The 17,128-nt window shown below is 66.0% G+C and carries 18 protein-coding genes; 8 read left to right on the forward strand and 10 right to left on the reverse strand.

Going from position 1 to position 17,128, the window contains the following annotated elements; genetic code table 11:
- The first annotated feature begins 35 nt into the window (after nt 1-35).
- The gene (locus EH199_RS07070) at nt 36-1,439 is read left to right on the forward strand and encodes an FAD-binding oxidoreductase (RefSeq protein ID WP_190287175.1); all 1,404 of its coding nucleotides are present in this window, start codon (nt 36-38) and stop codon (nt 1,437-1,439) included.
- Complete coding sequence (locus EH199_RS07075) at nt 1,432-2,862, forward strand: FGGY family carbohydrate kinase (protein ID WP_124808575.1); 1,431 nt, start codon at nt 1,432-1,434, stop codon at nt 2,860-2,862. Before EH199_RS07070 ends, EH199_RS07075 begins: the two co-directional genes overlap by 8 nt.
- A gap of 21 nt (nt 2,863-2,883) precedes the next feature.
- On the opposite strand, the gene EH199_RS07080 is transcribed toward EH199_RS07075, so the two are convergent.
- Complete coding sequence (locus EH199_RS07080) at nt 2,884-3,723, reverse strand: sugar phosphate isomerase/epimerase (RefSeq protein ID WP_124808576.1); 840 nt, start codon at nt 3,721-3,723, stop codon at nt 2,884-2,886.
- A gap of 73 nt (nt 3,724-3,796) precedes the next feature.
- On the opposite strand from EH199_RS07080, the gene EH199_RS07085 reads away from it, so the two are divergent.
- A complete protein-coding gene (locus EH199_RS07085) occupies nt 3,797-5,122 on the forward strand; it encodes an MFS transporter (protein ID WP_124808577.1) in 1,326 nt (441 codons plus the stop codon).
- 30 nt (nt 5,123-5,152) lie between these two features.
- Here the strand turns inward: EH199_RS07085 and EH199_RS07090 are convergent, their stop codons facing one another.
- The 3 genes from EH199_RS07090 to EH199_RS07100 form a co-directional block, all read right to left on the reverse strand.
- Nucleotides 5,153-6,394 carry an MFS transporter gene (locus EH199_RS07090; protein ID WP_124808578.1) on the reverse strand — a complete coding sequence of 414 codons (1,242 nt, stop codon included), beginning with the start codon at nt 6,392-6,394 and terminating at the stop codon, nt 5,153-5,155.
- 88 nt (nt 6,395-6,482) lie between these two features.
- Complete coding sequence (locus EH199_RS07095; RefSeq protein WP_124808579.1) at nt 6,483-7,490, reverse strand: LacI family DNA-binding transcriptional regulator; 1,008 nt, start codon at nt 7,488-7,490, stop codon at nt 6,483-6,485.
- A 134-nt stretch (nt 7,491-7,624) separates the two neighbouring features.
- Nucleotides 7,625-8,251 (reverse strand): hypothetical protein, encoded by a 627-nt coding sequence (locus EH199_RS07100; RefSeq protein ID WP_124808580.1) that lies wholly within the window; start codon nt 8,249-8,251, stop codon nt 7,625-7,627.
- Between the two features lie 265 nt (nt 8,252-8,516).
- On the opposite strand from EH199_RS07100, the gene EH199_RS07105 reads away from it, so the two are divergent.
- Nucleotides 8,517-8,834 (forward strand): group 1 truncated hemoglobin, encoded by a 318-nt coding sequence (locus tag EH199_RS07105; protein ID WP_124808581.1) that lies wholly within the window; start codon nt 8,517-8,519, stop codon nt 8,832-8,834.
- 82 nt (nt 8,835-8,916) lie between these two features.
- Here the strand turns inward: EH199_RS07105 and EH199_RS07110 are convergent, their stop codons facing one another.
- Both EH199_RS07110 and EH199_RS07115 read right to left on the reverse strand, forming a co-directional pair.
- Nucleotides 8,917-9,705 carry an SDR family oxidoreductase gene (locus EH199_RS07110; protein ID WP_124808582.1) on the reverse strand — a complete coding sequence of 263 codons (789 nt, stop codon included), beginning with the start codon at nt 9,703-9,705 and terminating at the stop codon, nt 8,917-8,919.
- Complete coding sequence (locus tag EH199_RS07115) at nt 9,702-10,031, reverse strand: nuclear transport factor 2 family protein (RefSeq protein WP_190287176.1); 330 nt, start codon at nt 10,029-10,031, stop codon at nt 9,702-9,704. The genes EH199_RS07110 and EH199_RS07115 overlap by 4 nt, the downstream gene beginning before the upstream one ends.
- Before the next feature lie 96 nt (nt 10,032-10,127).
- On the opposite strand from EH199_RS07115, the gene EH199_RS07120 reads away from it, so the two are divergent.
- Entirely contained in the window at nt 10,128-11,039 is a 912-nt protein-coding gene (locus EH199_RS07120) for a LysR family transcriptional regulator (protein WP_124808583.1), read from the forward strand.
- On the opposite strand, the gene EH199_RS25055 is transcribed toward EH199_RS07120, so the two are convergent.
- Entirely contained in the window at nt 10,949-11,158 is a 210-nt protein-coding gene (locus tag EH199_RS25055) for a hypothetical protein (protein WP_370449670.1), read from the reverse strand. The two genes, EH199_RS07120 and EH199_RS25055, sit on opposite strands and share 91 nt — an antisense overlap.
- Between EH199_RS25055 and EH199_RS07125 the strand changes: the two genes are divergently transcribed.
- Nucleotides 11,073-11,465 carry an aldo/keto reductase gene (locus tag EH199_RS07125; RefSeq protein ID WP_124808584.1) on the forward strand — a complete coding sequence of 131 codons (393 nt, stop codon included), beginning with the start codon at nt 11,073-11,075 and terminating at the stop codon, nt 11,463-11,465. The genes EH199_RS25055 and EH199_RS07125 overlap by 86 nt on opposite strands.
- A 140-nt stretch (nt 11,466-11,605) precedes the next feature.
- Here EH199_RS07125 and EH199_RS07130 read toward each other — a convergent pair whose 3' ends face one another.
- Together EH199_RS07130 and EH199_RS07135 are read right to left on the reverse strand one after the other, a co-directional pair.
- Nucleotides 11,606-12,718, reverse strand: coding sequence for a class II histone deacetylase (locus EH199_RS07130; RefSeq protein WP_124808585.1), 1,113 nt, complete (start codon nt 12,716-12,718; stop codon nt 11,606-11,608).
- Nucleotides 12,715-14,451, reverse strand: coding sequence for an amidohydrolase (locus tag EH199_RS07135; protein WP_223806521.1), 1,737 nt, complete (start codon nt 14,449-14,451; stop codon nt 12,715-12,717). Before EH199_RS07135 ends, EH199_RS07130 begins: the two co-directional genes overlap by 4 nt.
- Nucleotides 14,452-14,619: 168 nt before the next feature.
- On the opposite strand from EH199_RS07135, the gene EH199_RS07140 reads away from it, so the two are divergent.
- Both EH199_RS07140 and EH199_RS07145 read left to right on the forward strand, forming a co-directional pair.
- A complete protein-coding gene (locus tag EH199_RS07140) occupies nt 14,620-15,630 on the forward strand; it encodes an AraC family transcriptional regulator (protein ID WP_168196151.1) in 1,011 nt (336 codons plus the stop codon).
- A 207-nt stretch (nt 15,631-15,837) separates the two neighbouring features.
- The gene (locus EH199_RS07145; protein ID WP_124808587.1) at nt 15,838-16,287 is read left to right on the forward strand and encodes a hypothetical protein; all 450 of its coding nucleotides are present in this window, start codon (nt 15,838-15,840) and stop codon (nt 16,285-16,287) included.
- Nucleotides 16,288-16,459: 172 nt separating this feature from the next.
- Here the strand turns inward: EH199_RS07145 and EH199_RS07150 are convergent, their stop codons facing one another.
- A complete protein-coding gene (locus EH199_RS07150) occupies nt 16,460-17,125 on the reverse strand; it encodes an HD domain-containing protein (RefSeq protein ID WP_190287177.1) in 666 nt (221 codons plus the stop codon).
- Between the last annotated feature and the right edge of the window lie 3 nt (nt 17,126-17,128).

The following is a 17,128-nucleotide window of genomic DNA, read 5'->3' on the forward strand; positions in this document are numbered from 1 at the left end:
CATCGCGTGGCCAAGGTACAGGGAGAATGCAGGCAATGAAGGCTATCGGAGAAGCGCTGGTGAGCGCGCTGGGCGGCGACAAGGTGGCCAGCGATGGCGATGCGCGGAACGCGCGCCGGTACGATCAGTGGGCGGTCAAGCATCTGCGCGACTGGCGTGGGGAAGCGGTGCCCGCGCCGGGCTGGATCGTGCGGCCCCAATCGGTCGAGGACGTCCAGAAGGTCGTGCGCCTGGCGAACGAACACCGCGTGCCACTGATCCCCTATGGCCTGGGCAGCGGCGTCTGCGGCGGGATCGAGCCGTCGCCGGATGCGATCCTGCTCGACATGGGCGCGATGAACAAGGTTCGCTTCATCGACAGCGACGATCTGCTAGCGAGCTTCGATGCCGGGCTGAACGGGATGGAGGCCGAGGAGGCCGTGGCGGCGCAGGGCCTCACCATCGGCCATTGGCCGCAGTCCATCGCGATCAGCAGCGTGGGCGGCTGGGTTTCCACGCGCGCTTCGGGCCAATTCTCGACCGCCTATGGCAATATCGAGGACATCATTCATTCGATCGAGGCGGTGTTGCCCACGGGCGAGCTGGTCACGCTGGGCAAGGCGGTGCGCGCGGCGGCGGGGCCGGATCTCCGGCACCTGCTGATGGGCGCGGAAGGCACGATGGGCGTGGTTACGGGGGTCACGCTTTCGTTGCGTGCCAAGCCCGAACAACGCGGCTACAGCATCTTCTATGCCGATGACATGCAGGCCGGTTTCGAGGCGCAGCGCCGGATCATCCGCGCCGACTGGCGTCCGCCCGTCATGCGCCAGTACGATGGCCGCGAAGTCCGCCGCCTGTTCCGCGACTACGAACGCGGCGGCAAGGCCATGCTGCTGATGGTGCACGAAGGCCCGCAGGCGCGGATCGACGCCGAACTGGCGGCGATGCACGAGATCGCGGCCGCGTCCGGGCTGGAGGCGGGCGATCCCGCCGCTGCGCGGCAATGGATCGAACGGCGCAACCATGTGCCGAGCTGGCGCGAGATGTTCGAGCGCGGCTACATCGCCGACACGGTCGAGATTTCAGGCCGCTGGAGCGAAATCGGCGCGATCTATGACGATGCGATCGCCGCGCTGAACGCGCTTCCGGGGGTTGTGAACGCGTCGGCGCACAGCTCCCATGTCTATCGTTCGGGCATCAACCTCTATTTCAGCTTCGCCGCGACCTTCGACGATACGGCGCAGATGGAGCCTGCCTATTTCGCTGGCTGGCGCGCGATCATGGAAGCGACGGCACGGCATGGCGGCGGCGTGGCGCACCATCATGGTGCGGGACGGTTGCGCAAGCCCTACCTGCACCATGATCTGGGGGATGAAGGCGTGGCGCTGTTGCGGCGCATCAAGGCGGCGCTCGATCCGCAGGGCATCATGAATCCCGGCAACCTGATCCCCGATGCCTGAACTGTTGCTGGCGCTCGACGCGGGCACCACCGGCGCCCGCGCCATGCTGGTCGATCCGGCCGGCACAGTGCTGGGCGTCGACAAGCGGCCGATCGCCAGCACCTATCCCGCCCCGGGCCTGGTCGAACAGGACCCGGCCGGCGTGTGGGACATATGCCGCGCCGTGATCGCGGGAGCGCTGGTGGCGGCGGGCCGCACGATGGCGGATGTCGCGGTCCTCGGCGTCACCTCGCAGCGCGCCAGCGTGGTGGTGTGGGACCGGCACACCGGCCAGCCGGCCGCGCCGATGCTGGTGTGGAGCGACCTGCGCGGCATGGACGCCTATCGCGATCTGCGCGCGGCCGGCTTCACCGCCTGGCCGCAGGTGCCCTCCGCCAAGCTTCCCGCCGCCATCGCGCTTTCCGGCAAGCCTGCGGCCGATCTCCAGTGGGGAACGCTCGATAGCTGGCTGGTTTATTGCCTCAGCGGCGGCGCGGCGCATGTGACCGACATTTCCTGCGGCTGGATGACGGGCTATTTTGACTACGCCGGCGGCGGGGGCTGGAACCCGGCCCTGCTGGAGTATCAGCGGCTGCCCGAAAGCATGTTTCCGGCGCTGGTCGAAAGCTGGGGGCCGATCGCGTGGACCGCGCCCGCCGCGCTGGGCGCAGTGGTGCCGATCACCGCGCTGATTGCCGACCAGCAGGCAGGCATGGTCGCGCATGGCGCGCTCGAACGCGGCGCGTGGAAGGTAACCTATGGCACGTCCGGCGTGCTGATGGCGAACGCCGGCGATCAACCGATGGCGCCCCACTTCAGCATGCCGGCCGAAGCACTGGCTTTTGCCGGAGGCGAGCGGCTGTTCTGCATCGAGGGGATGGTCATCACGGCGGGATCGCTTGTGGAATGGATGTGCGGTGCGCTGGGGCTGTTCGCATCCCCCTCCGTCCTGGAGGCCGCCGCGGCCTCGGTCGCGGATAGCGGCGGCGTGATCGTGCGGCCTTCGCTGGCGGGCATGGGCGCACCCCACGGGCGCTTCGATGCGCGCGGGATGATCGCGGGGTTGAACCTTGGCAGCGGCCCGGCGCAAGTCGCGCGCGCCGCGCTGCACGGAATCGCGCATCGCTTTCGCGATATTGTCGACGTGATCGAAAAGGCGCTGCCGGTGCCCGAAGCGCTGCCCGCCGATGGCGGGCTTTCCGCCAGCGATACCTTGCTGCAGTTGCAGGCGGACACGCTCCAGCGCCCGGTGCGCCGCCATGCCGTGCCGGAGGGCACGGCCTATGGGGCAGCGCTGGCGGCCGGGCTGGGGGCGGGGCTGCTCGACGCGGCCGACCTGTCGGCCGTCGTGCGGTATGGCCGTGAATTCCACCCTGCGGTTACGCGGGATGAGGCCGATGCCGCTTACGCCGCATGGCGGGCGGCGGTCGACGTCGACGCGTGACGGATGGCCTTCGCTACCGGATCAGGGTGCGCCGTTGACCTCGCGCCAGAGCGTGCGCACCATGTCCTTCATCCGTTGCGCTTCGTCCCAGCGGTTGCCAAGCTCCGACCCGTCGGGCGCGGTGATCGCGTAGGGCGGCGGCCCCAGTTCGCACATGAAAGGGAGCGCCTCATCCGATCCGGCCCGTTCCAGCCACAGCTCGAAGCCCCGGCGCCACCATGCGCGATGCTGGTCGCGCCAGGCATGGTGCTGCGGGGCGTCGAAGGTGACCTGCACCTGATGCGTTGTGGAGATGCGGCCGTGGAAGTTGCGGCAATTGCGCAGGATGCGCTCGATCGCTGCCAGCTGGTCCGCGCGCAGCGGCAGCTCCATTTCGCCCGCCACGGGATAGTGCGAAAGATCGCCCGTCAGCGGCAGGTCGGGCCGCGCTTCCAGCAGGCGCAGCGTGAACAGCAGGTCGTTGGTCAGCCGGCCCCGGTGCGTTTCGAACCACACCGGCAGCGGGGCGCTTTGCGCCAGCGGAACGAGGCTATCGACCAGCGCGAGCGCATCGGACAGGTGGGCCACCGGCCCCGCGATCTGCACGTTGAGATGGTGTGCGCCCAGCCGGTGCGCTTCGGCAATGGCGGCGGCGAGCTGATCCGCCGAATGGACCAGGACCTGCCCTTCCCACGCCAGCCCGCGCGGGTTCATCGCCCGGACGACGCCCGCGGTCCGGGCCGCGCGCACGATATTCACGCCAACGCCGTCGAACCCGGCGTCGATCACCCGCTCCAGCGCGGTGTCGAGGTCGTTCTCGATGTCGAAGCCCGGGCATTTGTCCAAACCCCAGACAGACTGCAAGACCAGCAGGCGCGCCATTGTGTTCTCTCCCTGATAACGTTGTCATAAGAACGGCAGGGAGCGACGTGTCAACCCGTTGCGAGAGGATCCCATGACTGAACAGCCCACGGCCCCGTCGCCCGTCCCGGAGCGCTATCGGCGCTATGCCCTGTGGGTTCTGCTGGTGATCTACATCCTCAACTTCCTTGATCGGCAGATCGTTTCGATCCTGGCGGAGCCGATCAAGCACGATCTCCATCTGGCCGACTGGCAACTGGGGGTGATGAACGGGCTGGCCTTCGCCCTGTTCTACACCGTTCTGGGTATTCCGATCGCGCGGCTGGCGGAAACCGGCAATCGCCCTCGGATCATCGCGGCGGCGGCCGGGGTGTGGAGCCTGTTCACCATGGCCTGCGGCTTTGCGCAGAACTTCGCCCAGCTCGTGTTGTGCCGGGTTGGCGTGGGCGTGGGGGAGGCGGGCTGCACCCCGCCGGCCCATTCGCTGATCACCGATTACACCCCGCGCGAAAAGCGCGCGTCCGCCCTGGCCTTCTATGCGCTGGGCACACCGCTGGGCGGTCTGTTCGGCATGGCGCTGGGCGGAATGGTGGCGGATGCGCACGGCTGGCGCGCGGCGTTCCTGCTGGCGGGCGTGCCCGGCCTGCTGATGGCGCTGGTGGCGCGCTTTACGCTGATCGAGCCGCGTAGCCGGTTGCGCGCCGACATGATCGCAACGGCCGTGGCGCGCATTCCCTTCCGCGACGCTATCGCCGAAATCAGGGGGAAGCGGACGTTCTGGCTGATCGCTTTCGCCGGCGCGATCAAGGCCTTTATCGGCTATGGTGCGGCGACATTTCTGGCGCCGTTCTTCTTCCGCAACCACGCCGCCGAGCTGATCCCGCTGGCCGATGGCTTCGGCCTGGGGCTGACCGGCTTTCTCGGGGTCACGCTGGGGATCGTGCTGGGCCTGACCGGCGCGGCTGGCACCTGGCTGGGCGGCTTTCTGGCGGATCGCCACGGCGCGCGCGACTTGCGCGCCTATGTGGCGATCCCGGCAGTGTCCACGCTGCTGGGCATTCCTTTCTATATCATCGGGCTGCTCACGGAATCGGCAGTGTTCGCCCTCTTCATGTTCGCGTTCCCGCCCGTGCTGAACACGCTGTGGTACGGCCCGAGCTATGCCGCCGTGCAGGGTCTGGTCCAGCCGCAGACACGGGCGACGGCCGCTGCCGTGCTGCTGTTCCTCGTCAACCTGATCGGGCTGGGCCTGGGGCCGCTGGGCGTCGGCGCGGTGAGCGATCTGATCGGCAATACGTTCGGGCTTGGGCCAGCGGAAGGCGTGCGCTGGTCGCTGCTCATCTTCGTGCTGTTCGGCGCGGTGGCGTCGGCGCTGTTCTGGATGGCGCGCGGCTCGATCCGCGAAGAGATGGTAAGCTGAGCCAACCCCTGCCTTGCCGTGCGCGCGGCGTCAGTGGGCAAGGACGGGGGACGCGCCCTCCTGTTCGCCGCCGATCGCGGTAAAGCGCGGCAGCAGCAGGTGGATGACGCCCAGCGCCGCCAGATAGGTGACGGCGCAGATCAGCAGCATCGGCAGATAGCCATGCCCCGCATCGAGCGACCAGCCGGTGAACTCGATCATCGCCATGCCCGAAAGGTTTCCGGCAAACGCTCCGATGCCGATCGCCGAGCCGACCACGCGCGCGGGAAACACATCGGTCGTGAGGCCGAACAGGCTCGTGGAAAAGCCCTGGTGGGCGAACAGCGCGACGCCGACGATGAATGCGGCAAGCCACGGGCTCTGCGCATGGATAAGCAGCGGCACGGGCAGCACCATCACGGCGTAGATCAGCATCGTGACCTTGCGCGCCGCGTTGACGCTCCAGCCGCGCCCCATCAGTGCGGCCGGCAGGAACCCGGCAGTGATGCCGCCGACAGCGGCCATGGCATAGACCAGCGCCACGGGCAGCCCCAGCGCGCTCTGGTCCAGCCCGAACACGCGGTGGAACAGGTCGGGCAGGAAGAACAGCAGGAACCACCAGACCTGATCGGTCAGCGCCTTGCCAAGGATGATGGCCCACTGGCGGCGGTCGGTGAGCAGCGCGCTCCACGCCATCGTCGGCGCTTCGGCATCGGATTGCGGCTGTTCGGGCAGGCGCACCGCCAGCCAGACCACGACCCACACCAGACCCAGGCCGCCGGCGATCAGGAAGGTCGCCTTCCAGCCCATCATCAGCGCCATCAGCGGGATGAGCAGCGGCGTGAGGATCGCGCCGACGTTGGGCGCGATCCCCCCAAGCCCCAGCGCGATCGAACGTTCGCGCGGCTCGAAATAGGTGGCCGCCGTCTTTACCGCGGCCGGCGTGCCGATCGATTCCGCCACGCCCAGCACGGCGCGTACGCCCACGAACCCGCCGACGGAGGAGACAAAGGCATGGGCCATGCCGGCCAGGCTCCACACGCCGACGCCCAGCGCGAAACCGGGTCGCAGCCCGACCTTGTCGATGAACCAGCCGGTGCCGAGAAAGGCGATCGCGGCAGCGAACTGGAAAGCCGAGGCCATGTGGCTGTAATCGCGGTCCGACCAGTGGAACTCTGCCTGGAGCGTGGGCTTCAGCAGCGCGAGAATCTGGCGGTCGACGTAATTGAGCACGATGGCGACAAAAACGAGTCCCACGACAAGCCATCGGCGTCGATCGCTGACCTGCGACATCCTGCATTCTCCCCAACGTCACTCTTTATCGCGTATAGGATAACGTTGTCATACGCAGAAAGACAAGGATAATCGTCCCCGGAAGCAATTACCCTTCGCCGGGCGCTGAGGTCGATCCGCGCACGATGAGTTCGTGCGCCAGGAGCCGGCGCTCGATCCGGTCGGCGGCGCCGATCAGGAGGTCCGCCGCCGCATAGCCGAGAGCTTGGACGGGCTGGCGGATGGTGGTGAGCGGCGGCCAGACGACTTGCGCCAGATCGTTGTCGTCGAAGCCCGCCACGGAAAGATCGCGCGGCACGGCGATGCCCTTGCGGTGCGCGGCGGCAAGCACGCCGGCCGCGATCTCGTCGCTGCTGGCGAAGATTGCGGTGGGCGGATGGTCCATTGCGAGCAGCGCTTCCGCCGCTTCCACGCCCGACTGGAAGTCAAACCGGCCAGGAGAAACCAGCGCCGCGTCATAGCCAAGGCCGGCGCGCAGCAGCGCCTGCCGGTAACCGGTCAAGCGCTGGGTGCTGGCGGCATACCCCGCGTGGCCGCTGACGAAGCCGATGCGGCGATGACCGAGCGAAATGAGGTACGAGGTCATGTCATCGGCGGCCTGCACGTTATCGATGCTGGCCGCGGAGGTGGCGGTCAGGTCCGTGCCGGGCTGCACGCGCACGATCGGGATGCGCCGCCTTTCGAGTTCCGCGAGGACCTCCACGGAATCGCTTACCGGCGGTGTCACGATGATGCCGTCCAGCTGCACCTGATCGACCAGCGCGCCGATATCGCCCAGCAGGCCCGGCGCGGCGATGTCGCAAGGCTGCACGATCATGCGATAGCCGGATTCGCGGCAGCGCTGCCCGACCCCTGCCTGCATGTTGTAGATGTAGAACGGACTGGGATTGTCGTGGATCAGGCCGATCTGGAACGACCGGTGCCCGGCCAGCGTGCGCGCCGCCAGATTGGGATGATAGTTGAGCTGCGCGACGGCTTCCTCGACGCGGATGCGCGTTTCCTCGCTGACGTAGCGTTCCTTGTTGAGAACGCGGGAAACCGTCTTGATCGAGACACGGGCGGCTTTGGAGACATCCTTGATGGTGACGCGGCTCATGCGTGTGCGGCGCTTCTCTTGTGCTTGCATCCCCCGGCCCCGAACGTCGCAACCGGATCGGATCGTTGTCGGGAAGCTCCGTCTGGCACAGATGCGCGCCCGCTGGCAATGCCGACGCCTTGCGCAGGTTCTCGTCAGAGAAGTTGTGCCCCGACCCAGCGGATCGCCCTGGTGGGCGCCGTTATGAGCGCCACGATCCAAGACTCGAACAGCTTCATGAGCGAATTCGCAAGTTCGCGGTAAAGGTCGAGTCCTGTCAGGATGGCGGGGGTGACAAGGTCCACCTGCCGGCCTGCGCGCGCGGCTTCCTCGATCCCCCTTACGCCCTCGATGATATCCAGCACGAAGCCGGAGAAAAAGATGACGAGCGAGAGAGACGAAACGAGGATCGGCAATATCATGCCGCTGACGCGCAAGGTTGACGCGATCGCTTCCCGCGCGAAGACGGCAATCAGCACCACCATCGCGGGTAACAGTGCGGACCTTGCCTTAGCCAGGAGCGTATCGATGGCCCGCGCCGGGTCAAGTTGTCCGGCGAGCGCCGTCGACGGTCTGTAGTGCACATAGGTGCGTGTCGCATTCATCCCGGAACGCGCCTCGAGGCTGCCGAGATACAGCAGGCCTTCGCGGCCGGGCCGGGTGATGTGCTTCTTTACGATGCCGCCACCGAAGAGGCTTTGCGCGCTCGCTCGCGTTCGGGAGAGCTTGCGGATCGCGATACGCGCGCGCCAGTCGCACCCCGCTTTCTGGGGAGCTTTCACTTACATAGGAGCGCCATAGAGCCGGCCGGTCGCACGCAAACGCTCGACTTCGGGGGTAAGTCGCCAGCCGGTAAGCGCACATGACGGCAACCGAGCGGGGCCGGACAGTCTGCAATGCGTGGTTCGAGCCGGGCGGCCGGAAGCCCCGCGGCGGCGAGGGCCTGCACGATGGTCTGCGCGAGGACGGCCTGGGCGGTGGCCCGCCATGTATCACTGACCGCAGCCTACGTCGACGTGGGTTCGGTGGCGACAAGGGGCGGCCAGCGTGGCGGAGGAGCTTCCGGTCGATCCCTACCCGCAGAGCGATGCCAACGCCGGGGCGAAGCCATTTGCCGGCGAAGGCATGGCGCGGGCCTTGGGCGGGCAGGCGGGTATCCGCCGCATCACCGCACGTTTCGTCGAACTCAACGTGGCCGATCCCCGGATCAAGGCGATCTTCGCCGAGCACGACCTCGTGCGGCTACAGCGCACGCTGGTCGAAAACCTGCAACGCGCAATGCGCGAAGCGCATGTTTCCTTCGCCGCGCAGAACCGGGTGCTGGCCAAGCTGGCACCGATGGACCGCGATGTGACCGAGCGTTGACTGCAGCCAGGAGGCCAGGGTCGGACATCAGCCGTATTGAAGGCGGCGAACTCCCCTGAGCGAGACGAGTGCCAGCCGGCCCTTAAACGGTGCGGATCGTCCCGCCGTCTATGACGAACTCGGCGCCATGGATTGCGGCGGCACGGTCTGAAGCGAGATAGGCGATGAGGTCGGCCACCTCTTCGGGCGCGGCTCCCCGCCCGATCGAGATGCCACCCAGGGCATCGAGCACGGACTGACGCGCATCCTCGATCGTGCCGCCACTGGCGGCCCGCAGTGTTTCGAGAAAGTCGTCAGCGCCCTCCGTCATGATCCAGCCGGGCGAGACGGAGTTGACCCTCACGCCCTTGGGGCCGAGTTCCTTCGAGATCGACTTGCTGTAAGTTCTCAACGCAGCTTTGGCGGCAGCATAGCCTGTCGTGGATTCGGGCAGCGGCAGGACGGACTGGATCGAGGTGACGTGCACCACAACGCCGCCGTGCCGCTCCAGCATCTGCGGGATCAGCAGGCGATCGAGCCGGACCGTCGCCAGCAGATTGAGATTCAGCTCGGCGAGCCAGTGGTCGTCGGTCAGCGCGGCGAAGCCACCCGCTGGCGAAGCCGAGCCACCGATGACATGGGCGAGAATGTCGATGCCACCCAGCCGCTCGAGTGCCGCCTTGGCGAAGGCTTCGCCGCCCTCCGCGGTCGTCAGGTCGGCCTGCACATATTCGACGCCTTCTATGGAATCCGTGATCGAGCGGGCGGCGGTGACCACACGGGCTCCGCCGGCCAGGAAGCGTTCGACGGTGGCGCGGCCCAAGCCTTTGGTGCCACCGCTGACGAGAACGCGCTTGCCGGCGAACTCGGTGGGATCGGTCTTGATGTTCATACCGTGGTCTCCAGCGTCCTGATGGCGCCGCGCTCCAGCGTGAAGCGGTAGGTGAAGCGGAGCGGGCTGCCCGGGAACTCACCATGGGCGGGGCCTTCGACGACCACGTCGCCGCCGTCTTCCCGAACGGTATCGGGCGTGAAGATCGCCTTCACCGGCATCACTTCTTCCTCAAACAGCTGGCGGATCGCGGCCTCGCCCTCGAAGTGCTTACCGTTATCGATAAACACGGCGTTGCTGAGGAAGGGCTTCAACATGCCATCGATGTCGAGACGGGCATTTGCCTCGACATAGTCGGCGATCGGCTTGGGTAGGTCCATTGACATGTTGATCTCCTCGATAGTGACGAGGCCTATTTAGCGATGGACTTTTCGCCTGATAATCGAGACAAATTGGCATGAAGTATCACGAAAATCGGATCAATGACTCGCCATTCGCTGATTGAGCTCGAGGCTGTCCTGGCCATCGTTCGGTGCGGCTCGTTTCGAGCGGCAGCGCTCGATCTTGGCATGTCGACCACGGCCATCAGCAACGCGGTGGGCAAGCTCGAGCGGGAGCTTGCCGTGCGATTGTTCAATCGCACCACGCGCAGCGTCTCGCTCACCTATGCGGGCCGGATATTCGTCGCTCAGATCAAGCCTGCGCTGGAGGAGATCCAGAAAGCGATGAATACGGTGCGCGCCCAGCAGGAGACGCCGTCCGGCACCTTGCGCATCAATGCCTTCGCGACGGCCGCGCGTGAAATCATGGCGCCGCTGGTCCTCAGCTATCTGCAGCGCTATCCGCAGGTTCATATCGACCTTGTCACCGAGGGCCGGCTTGTCGATGTCGTTGCGGCAGGCTTCGATATGGGCGTGCGCAGCGCGGATCTGGTGCCCAGCGACGCGATCGCAATACCGCTGGGTCAAATGCGACGCATGGCGGTGGTCGCATCTCCTGCCTTTTTCGAAAGCAGGGTTATTCCCCGGGCGCCGCAGGAGTTGCTCGCTTATCCCTGTCTTCGCGTGCGGCTTTCCAATGGCGCCTTGTTCCGATGGCGGTTTGAAAAGGACGGCGAAGAATTGCAGCTCGATGTCGAGGGCCCGATCACCCTCGACGAGGCCTCCCTGGCCCGGATCGCGGCAACTAACGGCACCGGGATCGGCTATTTCATGGAAGCCGATATACGCGATGACATTGTAGCGGGGCGGCTCGTGCGCATTCTCGAAGACTGGACGCCGCCGCTCGTGCCGCTGTGCCTCTATTATTCCAATCGGCGCAATTCCTCTGCGGCCTTCCAGGCCTTTATCGCGCTCGCGCGCGACTTCGCGGCGGGAAGGCTCGAACAATCCTGAGCCTGCGGATAAGCGGCCGCGCCGGAAGCGAGAATGTCGACGAAGCCGTCTTCCACCGTCACCTCGATACGGACCCGGGGATGCGTCTTCAGGAAAGGCGGCACAATCGCCGGCAACACCGTCCGCGCGACATTCGCGGGCGCGTTCAGCCGCAGCCTACCGGAGGGCTGGTCGCTGGCGGCCTGCGCGGTATCGACGGCGGCCTCGTTCTCCGCAATCGCCGGAGAGAGCCTTGCGAAAAGACGCGTGCCAGCTTCGGTCAGTGCGATGCTGCAGGTGGCCCTGACGTGGCTGCTGGCGCGATCACCGAACCTGCTGCTGATCCCAGGGACGTCCAGCACCGCGCATTTAGCGGAGAACTGCGGGGCGGCGGAACTTACTCTGACCGAGGAGGCTAAAGCTGCGCTGAACGCTTCGGCCGGTTGATCCGAACCGCGTGCGCGGACGGAGGCGTGCAAGGATCGGGGAACGATCCATGCCGCAACCGTCCTTGCACAGTGCGCCCTCGGCGGGCGAGGGCGGGCGGTCCTTCCGCTCCGCTACGAGGGGAGCGGCGGCGGGAAAGGTCAGAAACCCAGTTGCCCGCGCATTTCGTCGATCAGCACCTTGTGGAACGCGATCATGCGTTCGTCAGGCTGCTGGGCCTGGAAGAAATCCAGTTCCGGATCGATCACGGCGCTGCGCTCGCCGGCCAGGGCCTCGAGAATGGCGAGGCCGCAGAACGGCACGTAGGCTTCGGCATAGCCACCTTCATGAATGACCGCGAGGCGCCCGCCGCACAGTTCGTCGGCCAGCGCGACGATACGCGCCGTCATGTCACGGAAGCTGTCGCTGTGCAGCAGCTGGCGCGCCAGCGGATCGACCGCGTTGGCGTCCAGCCCGCTGGCGACGACGATCATATCGGGCGCGTAATCGCGCAGTGCCGGGATCACCACCTGCTCCAGCGCGTAGAGATAGGTCTCGTGCCCGCTGCCCGCCGGCAAGGGCACGTTGAGGTTGAAGCCCGCACCCTTGCCTTCGCCACGCTCCTCGAAACCCGAATAGCCCGGCGGGAAGCAGCGATCCTGGTGGATCGAGATCGTCAGCACGTCGTCGCGATCGTAGAAGATCGATTGCGTGCCGTTGCCGTGATGGACGTCCCAGTCGAGCACCGCGACCTTGCCAAGGCCATGCCGCGCTTTCGCCGTTTCGATGGCGATCGGGATGTTGGCGAGCAGGCAGAAGCCCATGGACTGATCGGCCAGGCAGTGATGCCCGGCGGGCCGGCACAGCGCATAGGCGTTGCGGGCGCGGCCCGTCAGCACCGCGTCGAGCGCATCGATGGCCAGGCCCGCCGACAGCGTGGCGATTTCATAGCCGCCCTTCGAGAACGGCGCGAACAGGCCCAGTTCCCCGCCGCCCGCGTCGCTTAGCGTCTTGAAGGCATCGACATAGCTGGCGGGATGAACGCGCAGCAGGTCGTCGCGCGTGGCGGACGGTGCGCTCGACACGGTCAGCTTCGTATCGAACCCGGCGGCGCGGACGAGGTTGACCAGCCGCCGCTTCGATCCCGGCGTGTCAGCGCCATAGCTGCCCGAGGGCGGCTCCACCCAGTCGCCGATCGGCAGGAACAGCGCTTGTACGCCGGTGCTGTGCCAGAACGTGCGTTCGTCTGTCAGGAACAGGGGTTGAGTGGTCACGGCTTGGCATTCCCTTCGCTGGACCAGACGAGTTCGCCCGCGATGTAGGTGCGGATTACCCGGGCCTGGTGGATCGTGCCGACCGGCGCGGTCAGCGGATTACGGTCGACGATGATCACGTCGGCCAGTTTGCCGACCTCGATCGTGCCGCCACGATCGAGCCGGCCCATTTCGGCGGCGGCGTTGCGCGTCATCAGCGCCAGCGCCTGTTCGCGCGTGATGCGCTGCCCTTCGTTGATCGGTGCGCCGGTGGCGCCCGGCACTTGCCGCGTGACCAGCGTTTCCAGCGCCAGCCACGGATTGACCGATGGCACCACCGGCCAGTCCGACCCGGTCACGACGTTGGCGCCGCTTTCGATGACATCGCGCGCCGGCCACAACCGCTTCATCCGTTCAGGCCCGACCGCGGCGGCGATATCGACCGAGGTGATCGGCGTCGGCCACCAGATGTAGGGCGAAAGCTCCCAGGTGAAGTGCAGTTCGCGCCCGCGCGGTACGTCGGCGGGATCGATGAAGGTATTGTGCCCCACCTCGTGGTGTTGTCCGCCCCAGCCGTTGGCCTTGCGCGCGGCGGCGATGGCATCGGCGGCTTCGCGCACCGCGCCATCGCCGGCAGCATGGAACTTTACGAGCAGGCCCTGCCGATCGAAGTCGGTGACGGCGGCATTAAGCTTGTCGGGCGGCACCATCATCAAGCCCTTTTCACCACCCGTACCATCCGAACCATGTTCCCCGTGGCGGGGTTCATAGGGTTGCAGCATCACCGCCGTGCGGCCTTCCAGCGGCACGCCATCGAGGAACATCTTCACGCAATCGAGCTGGAAGCGGCCTTTCGAATAGTCCTGCCGCGCGGCGACAAGGCCTTCGCTCCCGCCCGAATTCGGCCCCCACACCGCACACCCGCGCGCATATTGCCGGAGGCCGCCGGTGGCGGCGAAACGGGCATAGGCCTCGGCCCCGTCGCGCCGGATCGCGGCATCGGTGAAGCCGATGATGCCATAGGACAGCATCTCGTCCGTCGCGGCCTTGATCGCCGCGACCTGCTGGTCGATCGGAACCGGCGGCAGCACCGCCAGCAGGTTGCGCGCGGCCGCTTCGCGCAGGACGCCGGTCGGCTCGCCCTTCGCATCGCGATCGATTACGCCGCCGGCAGGATTGGCCGTGGCGCGCGTGATGCCGCCCAGTTGCAGCGCGCGGGAATTGACCCAGACGCTGTGGAGGCTTTCATCATCGAGCATGACCGGGTTATCGGGCGCGGCCCTGTCCAGCAGTTGCCGCGTCTGTTCGCCGGGCTTCAGCGCCGCGGCGACCCAGCTTCCGCCCGTGATCCATGCGCCCGGCTTTGCCTTGGCGGCGCAGGCCTTGACCGTGGCGAAGATGACCGGCGCACCCGCGCCTTGCGGAATCTTGCACGCGAGCTTGGCCTGTCCCGCCGGATAGACGTGGACGTGCATGTCGTAGAGGCCGGGCATCAGCGTGCGGCCCTGCAGATCGACGGTGGTGGCGCCGGCATGGGGCAGCTTGAGCACATCGGCGCTGGAGCCGACCGCGACGATCGCACCATCGCGCACGGCGATCGCCTCGGCGGTGCCTTGCGGCGTCAGGACCGTGCCATTCACGAACAGGAGATTGGCGTCGGTTTTGGCTGGGGCTTCGGCCGCCTTGGCGGTTGTTGGCGCCACGCTGGCCAGCGCCATGGCCAGAAGGGGTAGGGAGCGGGATCGGCTTGTCATCCGGGATTCCTTTCGCCGCGCAGCAGACTGCGCCGCCCGACCGCTGTCTTTGCATCATCGGCCAAGTTTGCAGGCGCGCCGATTTGGCAATATCGGCCAAACAGCGCATGCCCCTGTCCTCCGGGGCGATGCTATGGAATGATCCCGCCGGAGGGAGGCAACCGTGGCATGAGCAAGCCGACGATTTCGATTCAGGTGCTGCGCCACGTCGCCAACTGCCTTGTCCTCACCGGATGCAGCCCGGAACCGCTGCTGGCTATGTACAACCTGCGCCGTGATGATCTTGACGATCCCAAGGGCGTCATCGCGCTGGAGGACTTCCTCTCCTTCTTCGAGATCGCGGCGATCAGGGCCAACAACCCGCATTTCGGGCTCTATGCCGGGCGGCTTGCGGGATCGGACAGCCTTGGTCCGCTGGGCTTCCTGTTCCTCAGCGCGCCCACGCTGCGCGCGGCATTCCGGGGCTTCACCTCGCTGCTGGAAACGATGCAGCAGGCCGCGCGCAACGGCTTTGTCGAAGAAGACGGCATTGCCACGTTCGAATACGTCATCACCGACCAGACCTTGCAGAAGCGGCGGCAGGATGCGGAATTTTCCGTCGCCGCGATGCACACCTTCGCTCGCAACTATGTGGGGTCCGATTTCGAACTGGTGGAAGTGCGCTTCGAACACGCGCGCGACGGGGATTATCGCGCCTATCGCGATTTCTTCCGGTGCGATGTCTATTTCGACCAGGACACCAATTCGTTCTCGTTCGAGGACCGCTTTCTCGACAAGCGCGGAGGGGTACTGGATGCGGCGCTGTTCCCCATCATCGAGGAGCACCTGCGCCGCCGCGCCGCCGATACCGAGAACGCGCTATGCCCTTCGGGCTATCTGATGCGCCTGCTGGAGACCAGCCCGCTGGATACGACGCCCACGCTGGAGGAGGCGGCCGAGACGCTGGGCATCTCGGTCGCCACGCTGAACCGCCGGCTGCGTTCGGAAGGCGTTAGCTGGCGGCAGATCGTGCAGGACCGGCGCATGAACGCCGCCGCGCGCCTGCTGCGCCAGAGCCAGCGCGGCGTGGCCGAAATCGCGCTGGCCGTCGGCTATTCCGAAAGCGCCAGCTTCGTGCGCAGTTTCAACCGCTATTTCGGCACCACGCCAAAGCGCTATCGCGAAAGCGATGTTGCATAGGGCACGTGGACAAATCCTGCTCAGGAGGGCCGACAGCTATCGGGAATCGCCGGCAAGGGACGGAACGGCAACGGGGTTAGGGGGAGCGAACAGTCCAGTTTTAGTTGTCGCGTCGCGGAATGCGGACGTTCATGCAACTGCATTTGCGCGATTTCGCCCGCATCGTTCTATATTGTGAATACTCACAGGCTTGCTAATGTGAGCCTTATGCACCAATTCAAGTCCAAGTTTCTGTCTACGCTCAAAGCTGCGTTATTCATTGCGATGCTGGTTTTGGTTCTATTCCTGATCTGGCTCAGCGATGGAAGGGTGCTCGACATCCGGATTGCGGCTTCAAATCGCAGCCTAACCTTGCTCGCCATCTCCGTCGTCAGTTGGGCGATTCTGTTGGTCTTTGCGGTGAGGCTCACAATCGGTCGCTGGAAAAGCTGGATCAATCTGAAACGGGCCATTCTGATGGGAGCAATCGCCGGTCCCGCTATGCAAGTTGTTTTCGACTTGCTGCCGTTCGCAACGCCCAAATGGGTAGGCGCTCTTTTTGTAGGGGCAGTCGCCCTCGCGGCAGCCTACATCGCCAATCGAATTATTCCTCTCGCGGGCACAACGCAGCCAACATTTACCAGCGACGGTTTTCAGACGGGGGGCGCAAGCGACTAATTCTCCGCAAAGTCAGCGGGCCTTGAACGACATTTTGAATGGCGGAAATTGGCAGGTTTCGTCCCAGGGCGGCATCGGAATGACATGTATTTGTCGTTTTCGGAAAGGCCTACCCCACGGAAAATTCTCGGATAGCTGCCGTTCCGGCCAGGCCGGAATTTGTCCATACCGCCTAAAGCTGCTTCATCCCATCGCTTTCCGCGCCGAGCGTTTCCAGAAATGATTTGAGCCAGGCTTCGCGCCCCGGTAGCGCCCGCTTGGCGGCGGGGCTGACCACGCCTGCCGGAACCGCCGCGAGAAAGGTGCGCAGTTGCGCGACGGTGGCCGCTCCATCGGGCTGTCCGCCGTTCGCATCGACCAGCGAAACAAGCCGATAGACGCCAATCGCGCCGAGCCAGTCGAGTGCATCGGCATCGTGCAGATAGACGGCTTCGGGCGCGACCGGCTTGCGGTCGAACATGTGCGTGCGGGTGGCTTCCAGCACCGCCGGTATCTTCGCCTCCGGAAAGCCCGCATCGCGTAGCACGGCGGGCAGGAGCTCGACCGCGCGATCGGCATGGTCCTTCTTGGCGTCTTCCCATGGTGCGAAGGCTGCAATATCGTGCAGCATGGCTGCAGCATAAAGCACATCGTCATCGACCGTGGCATGGTCCTCGGCCGCCAGCGCCGATGCCAGCGCATAGTCGCGCCGCGAATGGGCGAAGCCCCACGCGGTGTGCTTGAAATGGGTGGCGGCGAAGGTTTCGACTTTGGCGCGCCACGCGGGCGGGCCGGCGTTGGCCGCCAGTGGCATGCACGCCACCGCAAGCGCGATCAGGGCAGGAACGATACGGGGCATCGG

It is taken from the genome of Novosphingobium sp. LASN5T, assembly GCF_003856955.1.
GTDB lineage: Bacteria > Pseudomonadota > Alphaproteobacteria > Sphingomonadales > Sphingomonadaceae > Novosphingobium.

Bases quoted from the DNA above. Each gene is read 5' to 3' on its own strand.
- EH199_RS07110 (WP_124808582.1), bottom strand. From the start codon at position 9,705: ATGAACATCAAGACCGATCCCACCGAGTTCGCCGGCAAGCGCGTTCTC.
- EH199_RS07135 (WP_223806521.1), bottom strand. From the start codon at position 14,451: ATGACAAGCCGATCCCGCTCCCTACCCCTTCTGGCCATGGCGCTGGCC.
- EH199_RS07120 (WP_124808583.1), top strand. From the start codon at position 10,128: ATGACTCGCCATTCGCTGATTGAGCTCGAGGCTGTCCTGGCCATCGTT.
- EH199_RS07150 (WP_190287177.1), bottom strand. From the start codon at position 17,125: ATGCCCCGTATCGTTCCTGCCCTGATCGCGCTTGCGGTGGCGTGCATG.
- EH199_RS07095 (WP_124808579.1), bottom strand. From the start codon at position 7,490: ATGAGCCGCGTCACCATCAAGGATGTCTCCAAAGCCGCCCGTGTCTCG.
- EH199_RS07090 (WP_124808578.1), bottom strand. From the start codon at position 6,394: ATGTCGCAGGTCAGCGATCGACGCCGATGGCTTGTCGTGGGACTCGTT.
- EH199_RS07080 (WP_124808576.1), bottom strand. From the start codon at position 3,723: ATGGCGCGCCTGCTGGTCTTGCAGTCTGTCTGGGGTTTGGACAAATGC.
- EH199_RS07070 (WP_190287175.1), top strand. From the start codon at position 36: ATGAAGGCTATCGGAGAAGCGCTGGTGAGCGCGCTGGGCGGCGACAAG.
- EH199_RS07085 (WP_124808577.1), top strand. From the start codon at position 3,797: ATGACTGAACAGCCCACGGCCCCGTCGCCCGTCCCGGAGCGCTATCGG.
- EH199_RS07075 (WP_124808575.1), top strand. From the start codon at position 1,432: ATGCCTGAACTGTTGCTGGCGCTCGACGCGGGCACCACCGGCGCCCGC.
- EH199_RS07145 (WP_124808587.1), top strand. From the start codon at position 15,838: ATGCACCAATTCAAGTCCAAGTTTCTGTCTACGCTCAAAGCTGCGTTA.
- EH199_RS07125 (WP_124808584.1), top strand. From the start codon at position 11,073: ATGTCGACGAAGCCGTCTTCCACCGTCACCTCGATACGGACCCGGGGA.
- EH199_RS07140 (WP_168196151.1), top strand. From the start codon at position 14,620: ATGAGCAAGCCGACGATTTCGATTCAGGTGCTGCGCCACGTCGCCAAC.
- EH199_RS07115 (WP_190287176.1), bottom strand. From the start codon at position 10,031: ATGTCAATGGACCTACCCAAGCCGATCGCCGACTATGTCGAGGCAAAT.